Raw genomic sequence first — 7,212 nt, 5'->3', positions numbered from 1 at the left:
AACAACTCCCGCCGCGTTGCCCTCGAATGTCGGTAACCACTTGGCACGACAACCTCCCAAATCAACGGATGTTGTCTTGACCGTATGAATATGCCAGCGAGTTTTCGGGATTTTCTTCACGCTGGACGAATGGTGATCTCGGTCCGAGTCAAACCCGGCAGCCGGAAAGGGCCGCTGGTCGAGGTCGGCGACGACGACACATTGACGGTGTACGTCCGCGAGCCAGCCGTCGACGGTAAAGCCAATGCTGCCGTGATTCAGGTGCTGGCAGAGCATTTCGGTGTCCCACGATCTCGGGTCGAATTGGTGTCGGGCGCGTCGGCCCGGATCAAACGGTTCCGCATCGACTAGCCCTTCATCCCAGGCGCATACTGCATTCATGCCGCGCGTCACCGCCGTCCTCGGCGACATCACCCAGCAGGACGTCGACGCGATCGTCAACGCCGCGAACAACGCCATGCGCGGTGGCGGTGGCGTGGACGGCGCGATCCACCGAGCCGGCGGACCCGCGCTGCTGCAGGACTGCATCGACCGCTTTCCCTACGGATTAGCTACGGGCGATGCCGGCTGGACCACCGGCGGAAACCTCCCGGCGCGCTGGGTGATTCACACCGTCGGACCCAACCACACTGCCGGCCAACGTGATCCGGAGCTGTTGCGGTCGTGCTATCGCCGCTCGCTCGAGGTCGCCGACGAGCTGGACGCCCGGCAGGTGGCCTTCCCGTTGATCAGCGCCGGCATATACGGATGGCCGCTTGATGACGCGATTGCCATTGCCGTCGAGACCGCGTCAGGGGCACACACCCGAGTTGACGAAGTGCGGCTGGTGGCGTTCAACGACGACATCTTCAACCGTATCAACGCACGGCTGTTGCGGGAGCCGACGTAGGTGTAAGCGCCTGGCGTGTCGGCCGGTCTTGTGGCACTTGCGATTTGGAGTGGTGAACTTGCCTTGAGGGTCAAGGAAGTTGACCGCTCCGGACGGAAGTTGCCGAGAGAAAGAGCTTCAAGCCACACCGAGATACGCCGCACGAATGCTGGTATCAGACAACAGCTCTCGCGCCACACCTTCCCGGGTGATCTGCCCGGTCTCAAGGATGTACGCCCGGTCCGATCGACTCAGGGCCTGTTGGGCGTTCTGCTCGACCAGCAGCACGGTGGTGCCCTGCGCATTGATCTCCGAGATGATGCGGAAGATCTGTGAGATCACCTTGGGCGCCAATCCCATTGACGGTTCATCGAGCAAAAGTAGCCGCGGCCGCGCCATGAGCGCTCGTCCGATGGCCAGCATCTGCTGCTCACCACCGGACAACGTCCCGCCGGCTTGAGATCGCCGTTCAGCCAACCGGGGAAACGTCGAGAACACCCAGTCCAGCCGCTCACGATGCTCGGCGCGGGAGCCGAACTTACGCCCGTAGCATCCCATTTCGAGGTTCTCGACGATCGTCATACCTGGGAAGATGCCGCGGCCCTCGGGAGCCTGGATCAGCCCAGAGGCCACCCGCTGGTGCGCCTTGACCTTCGAGATGTCGTCTCCGTCGAACCACACCGACCCCGTCGACAGCGGCAGCAACCCAGACAGCGCTCGCATCATGGTGGTCTTACCCGCGCCGTTGGACCCCAGCAGAGTCACCAGTTCACCCCGGTGTACCTGAAGCCAAACCCCGTGCAGCACTTGGATTCTGCCGTAGTGCACGGAGACGTCGCGCACTTCCAGCAGCACGGAATCAGAGTTCGTCATCAGGCACCCCCAGGTAGGCCTCGATCACCTTGGGGTTCTCCCGGATTTCGGCGGGCAGACCGTCGGCGATCTTGCGGCCGAACTCCAGTACCACGATCCGGTCGGTGACACCCATGACCAAACGCATGTCGTGTTCGATGAGCAGCACGGTGTAGCCTTCGTCACGGATCGCCTGGATCAATTCGATCAGCGCGGACTTCTCACTCGGGTTGAATCCGGCAGCAGGCTCGTCCAGGCACAGCAGTTTCGGTTCGGTGGCCAGCGCTCGGGCGATCTCCAAGCGACGCTGGTCGCCGTAGGAAAGATTGCGCGCCTTCTCCTCACCGCGGTGCGCGATCCCCACGAATTGAAGTAGCGCAGCGGCCCGTTCGATGGCGTCGCGCTCCTCCCGCCGATGCCGTGTGCTCCGCAGCAGAGCACCGGGAACTGACGTCTTGTGCCGGGCGTCGGTGCCGACTACGACATTCTCCAGCGCGGTCATCTCGCCCCAAAGCCGAATGTTCTGGAAGGTCCGTGCGATACCGCGGCGGGTGATCTCGTGGCGCTTGATCCGACCCAGCGGCGCCCCGTCGAACATCACCGAACCGGACGACGGCCGGTACACGCCGGTGATCGCGTTGAAGCACGTCGTCTTGCCGGCACCGTTAGGGCCGATCAGTCCGAGAATCTCGCCCCGCCGGATGTCGAAGGTCACCGAATCCAACGCGGTCAATCCACCGAACTTAACGGTGAGATCGGTTGTTAACAAAAGCTTTTCACCTTCGGCGACGTGCACGTCGCGGTGCAGTGCGGCCAGCTCTTCGTCGGGCGCGCTCATGCCGCCGCCTTCGAGTCATCCGCGTTACGTAACAGCCTGCGCGCCGACTTACCATACGACAACAGCTGCTGGCGTACGGGGAACAGTCCCTGCGGCCGGAAGATCATCAGTACCACCAGCGCCAGGCCGAAGAACAGATATTTCAGGTCACCGAGGTTGATCCCGAACATGTGCACGCCAAGCAACCGGTTCGGTAGGTAGACGATGATGAACGCACCGAAGATCACGCCGAGCTTGTTGCCCTGCCCGCCGAGGACGACTGCACACAGGAACAACATCGAGTTGATGATGTTGAACGTCGGCGGTGCGACGTACTGCACCTGGCCGGCGTACAGCGCGCCAGAAAGCCCGCCGATCCCGGCGCCGATAACGAACGCCCAGAGCTTGAACTTGAAGGTGTTGACGCCCAGCACTTCTGCGGCGTCCTCGTCTTCGCGGATGGCAACCCAGGCCCGGCCCACGCGGCTGCGTTCCAGGTTGCCCACGAGCAGCAGAATGCCGATCATGAGGGCCAAGCCCAGCCAGAACCACCAGGTGCCGTAGTTGGCATGACCGGCTGAATTGCCGCTGGAGAACACGCCGTTGGGCAGCTTGTCGGTCTCCCCCACTCGCGGATAGGCGACCTGGTTGAGACCGCGGGCACCGTTGGTGAGATCGGAGAGGTTGTCGGCCAGCAGTCGGATGATCTCGCCGAAACCCAATGTGACGATGGCAAGGTAGTCACCGCGAAGCCGCAGCGTCGGGATACCCAGGACCAGGCCGGCCACAGCGGTGACGGCCATGACCAGTGGCACGCAGGCCAGCCAGGCCCAGTCCCTGTGCAGAAAGCCGTTGTTCCCCAACTGATTCCACGGACTGTCAGGGCTGGTGAGCAGCGCAACGGTGTAAGCGCCGACCGCGTAGAACCCGACGTAGCCGAGGTCCAGGAGCCCGGCCTGACCCACCACCACATTCAGGCCGATCGCGATGATCGCCACCATGGCGAACTGGGCCATGGTGCCGCCGAAGCTGATACCCGGAGTGTCCAGGAACGGTGGCGTGTATAGCGGCAGCAGTGCCACCAGACTGAAAACGACTGCCCCGACAACCCATTTCATTGGCCTGCCTAGTCGATCCCACCACTGACGTATCTGGTCGCCGGGAGCCAGCACGAACCGACCCCAGACGCTGCTGCCGTCGTCGGTCATGCCCGTGCCTTCCCGAGGCTCTCACCGAGTATCCCGGTGGGGCGGATCAACAGCACCAGCACCAGCAGCACGAACGCCACCACGTCGCGCCACTGCGTCCCGAAGAACGCCTGCCCGTAGTTCTCCATCACCCCGAGTATCAACCCGCCCAGCAGCGCACCGCGGAGGTTGCCGATACCTCCGAGTACCGCGGCCGAGAACGCCTTGATTCCCAACAGGAAACCGCCGGAGTAGATGATGCCCTGCGGCACCTTCAAGGTGAAGAGCAGCGCTGCCGCACCGGCGAGCAGTCCACCGATGAGGAACGTCATCATGATGATGCGTTCGCGCGATACCCCCATCAGGGTGGCTGTCGTCGAATCCTGCGCGACCGCGCGGATACCGCGGCCGAACTTGGTGCGATTGATCGCGACATCGGTCAACACGGCGAGCAACAAAGCTGACACCACGATCATGATCGTCACGTTCGAGACGGAAGCGCCGAAGATGGTGAACTGGACCTTGGGCTGTACCAAGATGATCGGCTGCTGCGCGTTACTGCCGCCATAGCCTTTCATCAGCTTGGGCAGGACGAAATGCACGAACTCCTGCAGCACGAACGACATACCGATCGCCGTGATAAGGAACGTCAGCCCACGCGCATTGCGCCGGCGTAGCGGCCGGTAAGCAACGACTTCCAGTGCTACGGCGGCAGTTCCGGAGACCAGCATCGCGAACAGCATGGCAATGCCGAGATAGAGTACCGTCAGGGCGATGCCCATGTTGTAGGCATTTCCGCTTGGCCTGAAACCGAGAATGACGTTCAGCGAAAAATATGCGCCGAACATGCCCAGCATGACGATCTCGGAGTGCGCGAAGTTGATCAGCCGGAGCACACCGAACACCAGGGTGTAGCCGACAGCGACCAGAGCATAGATCGCGCCCCATGCCAGGCCGTCAATTGTCAACTGCCAGAACCCGTTTACCAGGTTACCGACGTTGAAATTGATATTGGCTGCGGTGCAGACATATTGACCGACACAATCGGATGTCATCGGGGCGGCAGCTCCTCGCTATCGCGTTGGCAGGCGTAAGCCAAACGACGACGCGTCCGGTGTCGAGTCCGGACGCGTCGTCGTCTGCAGATGCCTACCGGACCTTGTAGATCCAGATGAGGTTGGTGGTGAGCTCACCCTGGCCGTTCCACTGGTACTTGCGGGCCACCCCCTGCCCGTCATACTTCTTCACGTAGTCCAGCAGCGCGGGCCGGGTGACTGCACCCGAGTCGATCCCCTTGACCATGATGGTGCCCAGGTCATAGCCCTCGGTGCTGTAAGTGCCGGGTGCCTGCCCGAACTTCGCGTTGTATTCCTTGGCGAATTCACTGGTGGCCGGACCGCACGGGCAGGACAGCACGGCATCCTTGGACGCTTCACCGGCTTGCTTGACGAATTCCGGATCCTTGGTGCCGTCGGCACTGACAAACGCCGCCGTCACGCCACCGTCCCTGAGTTGCTGGACGAACGTTGCCGCCTCCGCGTAGTAGCCGCTGTAGAAGATCGCGTCCGGAGCCGCGCCCTTGATCTGGGTCACCGCGGCAGAAAAGTCCTTGTCGCCCTTTTTAACCGAGATGTTGCAAGACGCGTCGGCAACGGGGCCAAGGGTGGTACGCACGGCTGTGGCCAGACCGAGGCCGTAATCCGTGCTGTCGTCCACGACGCAGATCTTTTTGAACTTCAGCGTGTTCTTCAGGTAGTTCGCGACCGACGGACCTTGCACTCCGTCATTGGCCAGCCCGCGCAAGAAGGTCTTCCAGCCGTTCTTGCTGAGCGTCACGTTGGTGGCTGAAGCGGTGGCGGCGACCAATCCGGCCTGGTCAAACACCGTGCCGGTGGCCTTGGTCTCGCCAGAGAAGCCCGGACCGACCAGACCGATGGTGAACTTGTCGTCGACGATCTGCGGCGCGATAGCGGTCGCTTTCTGCGGGTCGCCCTCGGTGTCGAAGGTCTTGAGCGTCACCTGGCACCCGGGGTTGGCCGCGTTGTGCTTGTCGACGGCCAGCTGCACACCGTTCTTGATGTTGATGCCCAACGCCGCGTCCGGCCCGTTGAGGGCGCCGGCCATCGCGATGGAGACCGGCTGGCACTTGGCTTTGCCGTCACCGGCCGGTTCGGCCGGCGCGGTGGCACTGGCGGCCTTGACCTCCGCGCCATTCTCATCGATCTGGACCTGTTCGACGATCTTCAGGTCCGTGTTCGCCGAGCCGCCCTTGGGGCCCGACTGATTACAGCCACCCAGACCGAACACAAGCAGGCTGGCGCTGCCGACTACGAGAACATTCCGTGCCATGCGACTGCGCACGTTTCACCTCCGGGTCAGTTGAAACCGTTCGGTAGAACATAGCCAACACACCGCTGCGGTGCGCGATGTTGGATAGCGCGTCGCCCCGACCCGTATGCGCGAGCTGTTAGGTCGTTGCCTCGGCGGGCGGATCCAGGGTCTCCAGAACAACTTCGGCCACGCGCTTCATGGTGGTGCGACGGTCCATGGCCGCACGCTGAATCCAGGTGAACGCCTCGGGCTCGGTCATGCCCTGCTTGGTCTGGAGGATGCCTTTGGCGCGCTCGATCAGCTTGCGCGTTTCCAACCGGTCCGCCAGCGTCGCGACTTCCCGCTCAAGCGCGGTCAGCTCACTGAACCGGCTGACCGCGACCTCGATGGCAGGCACCAGATCGGTGATGGAGAAGGGCTTGACCAGATACGCCATGGCACCGGCGTCGCGCGCTCGCTCGACCAGTTCGCGCTGCGAGAACGCGGTCAGGATGACGATGGGCGCAATGCGCTTGGCGGCGATCTCCGAGGCCGCGTCGATGCCGTCGCGCCGCGGCATCTTGACGTCCATGATCACCAGGTCGGGCTTGAGGCTCTCGGCGAGCTCCACCGCCTCCTGGCCATCGCCGGCTTCGCCGACGATCTCATAGCCCTCATCGCGCAGCATCTCGGCCAGATCGAGTCGGATCAGTGCCTCATCTTCGGCGACGAGGACGCGGTGCGGCTTGACGGCATCGGTTGTTGGCCCGGTCATTGAGACATTGTCGCTTGACCTGCCCAATTCAGCGAGCCCCGGGGCACGGCGTGGCCGCCGAACGGCATCCTCTAAGGTGGTACTCCGCACGTCATGAACCGGCGGCACGCCCTCGTATCCCAACTGGCAGAGGAAACGGATTCAAAACCCGTGCAGTGTGAGTTCGAATCTCACCGAGGGCACCAGAAAGACCAGGTCAGAGCAGCTTTACCGGCTGGCTCGCCAGCCCGCAAGCGTCGTAGCCCACACGTCAGCTGGCCTGCCGCCTGCGACAGCACCGGTGCCGATGGCGATGGCAGTGTTGAAGCCACCTTCGGCTGCGACGACGTCGCCCGTCCCGATTCCGATCGCGGTATCGCCGATGCTCGTGGTGGTACACCGGCCACCCGAGGCGGCGCCGCTA

8 protein-coding genes and 1 tRNA gene are annotated in these 7,212 nt (G+C 63.0%); 3 read left to right on the top strand and 6 right to left on the bottom strand.

Annotated features, from left to right (window positions below; genetic code table 11):
- Window positions 1–129: 129 nt before the first annotated feature.
- Both M2432_RS27045 and M2432_RS27040 read left to right on the top strand, forming a co-directional pair.
- Entirely contained in the window at window positions 130–351 is a 222-nt protein-coding gene (locus tag M2432_RS27045; RefSeq protein ID WP_280829933.1) for a DUF167 domain-containing protein, read from the top strand.
- A gap of 28 nt (window positions 352–379) precedes the next feature.
- A complete protein-coding gene (locus M2432_RS27040; RefSeq protein ID WP_280829932.1) occupies window positions 380–889 on the top strand; it encodes an O-acetyl-ADP-ribose deacetylase in 510 nt (169 codons plus the stop codon).
- A 117-nt stretch (window positions 890–1,006) separates the two neighbouring features.
- On the opposite strand, the gene M2432_RS27035 is transcribed toward M2432_RS27040, so the two are convergent.
- The 6 genes from M2432_RS27035 to M2432_RS27010 all read right to left on the bottom strand — a co-directional run bounded on the left by M2432_RS27035 (window position 1,007) and on the right by M2432_RS27010 (window position 6,809).
- Window positions 1,007–1,741 (bottom strand): ABC transporter ATP-binding protein, encoded by a 735-nt coding sequence (locus M2432_RS27035; RefSeq protein ID WP_280829931.1) that lies wholly within the window; start codon window positions 1,739–1,741, stop codon window positions 1,007–1,009.
- Window positions 1,728–2,558 (bottom strand): ABC transporter ATP-binding protein, encoded by an 831-nt coding sequence (locus M2432_RS27030; protein ID WP_280829930.1) that lies wholly within the window; start codon window positions 2,556–2,558, stop codon window positions 1,728–1,730. The genes M2432_RS27035 and M2432_RS27030 overlap by 14 nt, the downstream gene beginning before the upstream one ends.
- Window positions 2,555–3,745: a branched-chain amino acid ABC transporter permease gene (locus M2432_RS27025; RefSeq protein ID WP_280829929.1), complete on the bottom strand. Its 1,191-nt coding sequence runs from the start codon at window positions 3,743–3,745 to the stop codon at window positions 2,555–2,557. Before M2432_RS27025 ends, M2432_RS27030 begins: the two co-directional genes overlap by 4 nt.
- On the bottom strand, window positions 3,742–4,779 hold the full coding sequence (locus M2432_RS27020) for a branched-chain amino acid ABC transporter permease (RefSeq protein WP_280829928.1): 1,038 nt from the start codon (window positions 4,777–4,779) through the stop codon (window positions 3,742–3,744). Before M2432_RS27020 ends, M2432_RS27025 begins: the two co-directional genes overlap by 4 nt.
- A 94-nt stretch (window positions 4,780–4,873) precedes the next feature.
- Window positions 4,874–6,085 carry a branched-chain amino acid ABC transporter substrate-binding protein gene (locus tag M2432_RS27015; RefSeq protein ID WP_280829927.1) on the bottom strand — a complete coding sequence of 404 codons (1,212 nt, stop codon included), beginning with the start codon at window positions 6,083–6,085 and terminating at the stop codon, window positions 4,874–4,876.
- Between the two features lie 106 nt (window positions 6,086–6,191).
- Window positions 6,192–6,809, bottom strand: coding sequence for an ANTAR domain-containing response regulator (locus M2432_RS27010; RefSeq protein ID WP_280829926.1), 618 nt, complete (start codon window positions 6,807–6,809; stop codon window positions 6,192–6,194).
- A 108-nt stretch (window positions 6,810–6,917) separates the two neighbouring features.
- Between M2432_RS27010 and M2432_RS27005 the strand changes: the two genes are divergently transcribed.
- Window positions 6,918–6,994: transfer RNA gene (locus M2432_RS27005), tRNA-Leu, on the top strand.
- Window positions 6,995–7,212: the final 218 nt, after the last annotated feature.

Origin of the sequence: Mycobacterium sp. OTB74 (assembly GCF_029892685.1) — a bacterium.
Classification (GTDB): Bacteria; Actinomycetota; Actinomycetes; order Mycobacteriales; family Mycobacteriaceae; genus Mycobacterium.
This window is presented reverse-complemented; position numbering and strand designations above follow the sequence as displayed.

Excerpts from the sequence above, each read along its gene's own strand:
- M2432_RS27035 (WP_280829931.1), bottom strand. The coding sequence starts at position 1,741 with ATGACGAACTCTGATTCCGTGCTGCTGGAAGTGCGCGACGTCTCCGTG.
- M2432_RS27020 (WP_280829928.1), bottom strand. The coding sequence starts at position 4,779 with ATGACATCCGATTGTGTCGGTCAATATGTCTGCACCGCAGCCAATATC.
- M2432_RS27025 (WP_280829929.1), bottom strand. The coding sequence starts at position 3,745 with ATGACCGACGACGGCAGCAGCGTCTGGGGTCGGTTCGTGCTGGCTCCC.
- M2432_RS27045 (WP_280829933.1), top strand. The coding sequence starts at position 130 with ATGGTGATCTCGGTCCGAGTCAAACCCGGCAGCCGGAAAGGGCCGCTG.
- M2432_RS27030 (WP_280829930.1), bottom strand. The coding sequence starts at position 2,558 with ATGAGCGCGCCCGACGAAGAGCTGGCCGCACTGCACCGCGACGTGCAC.
- M2432_RS27010 (WP_280829926.1), bottom strand. The coding sequence starts at position 6,809 with ATGACCGGGCCAACAACCGATGCCGTCAAGCCGCACCGCGTCCTCGTC.
- M2432_RS27040 (WP_280829932.1), top strand. The coding sequence starts at position 380 with ATGCCGCGCGTCACCGCCGTCCTCGGCGACATCACCCAGCAGGACGTC.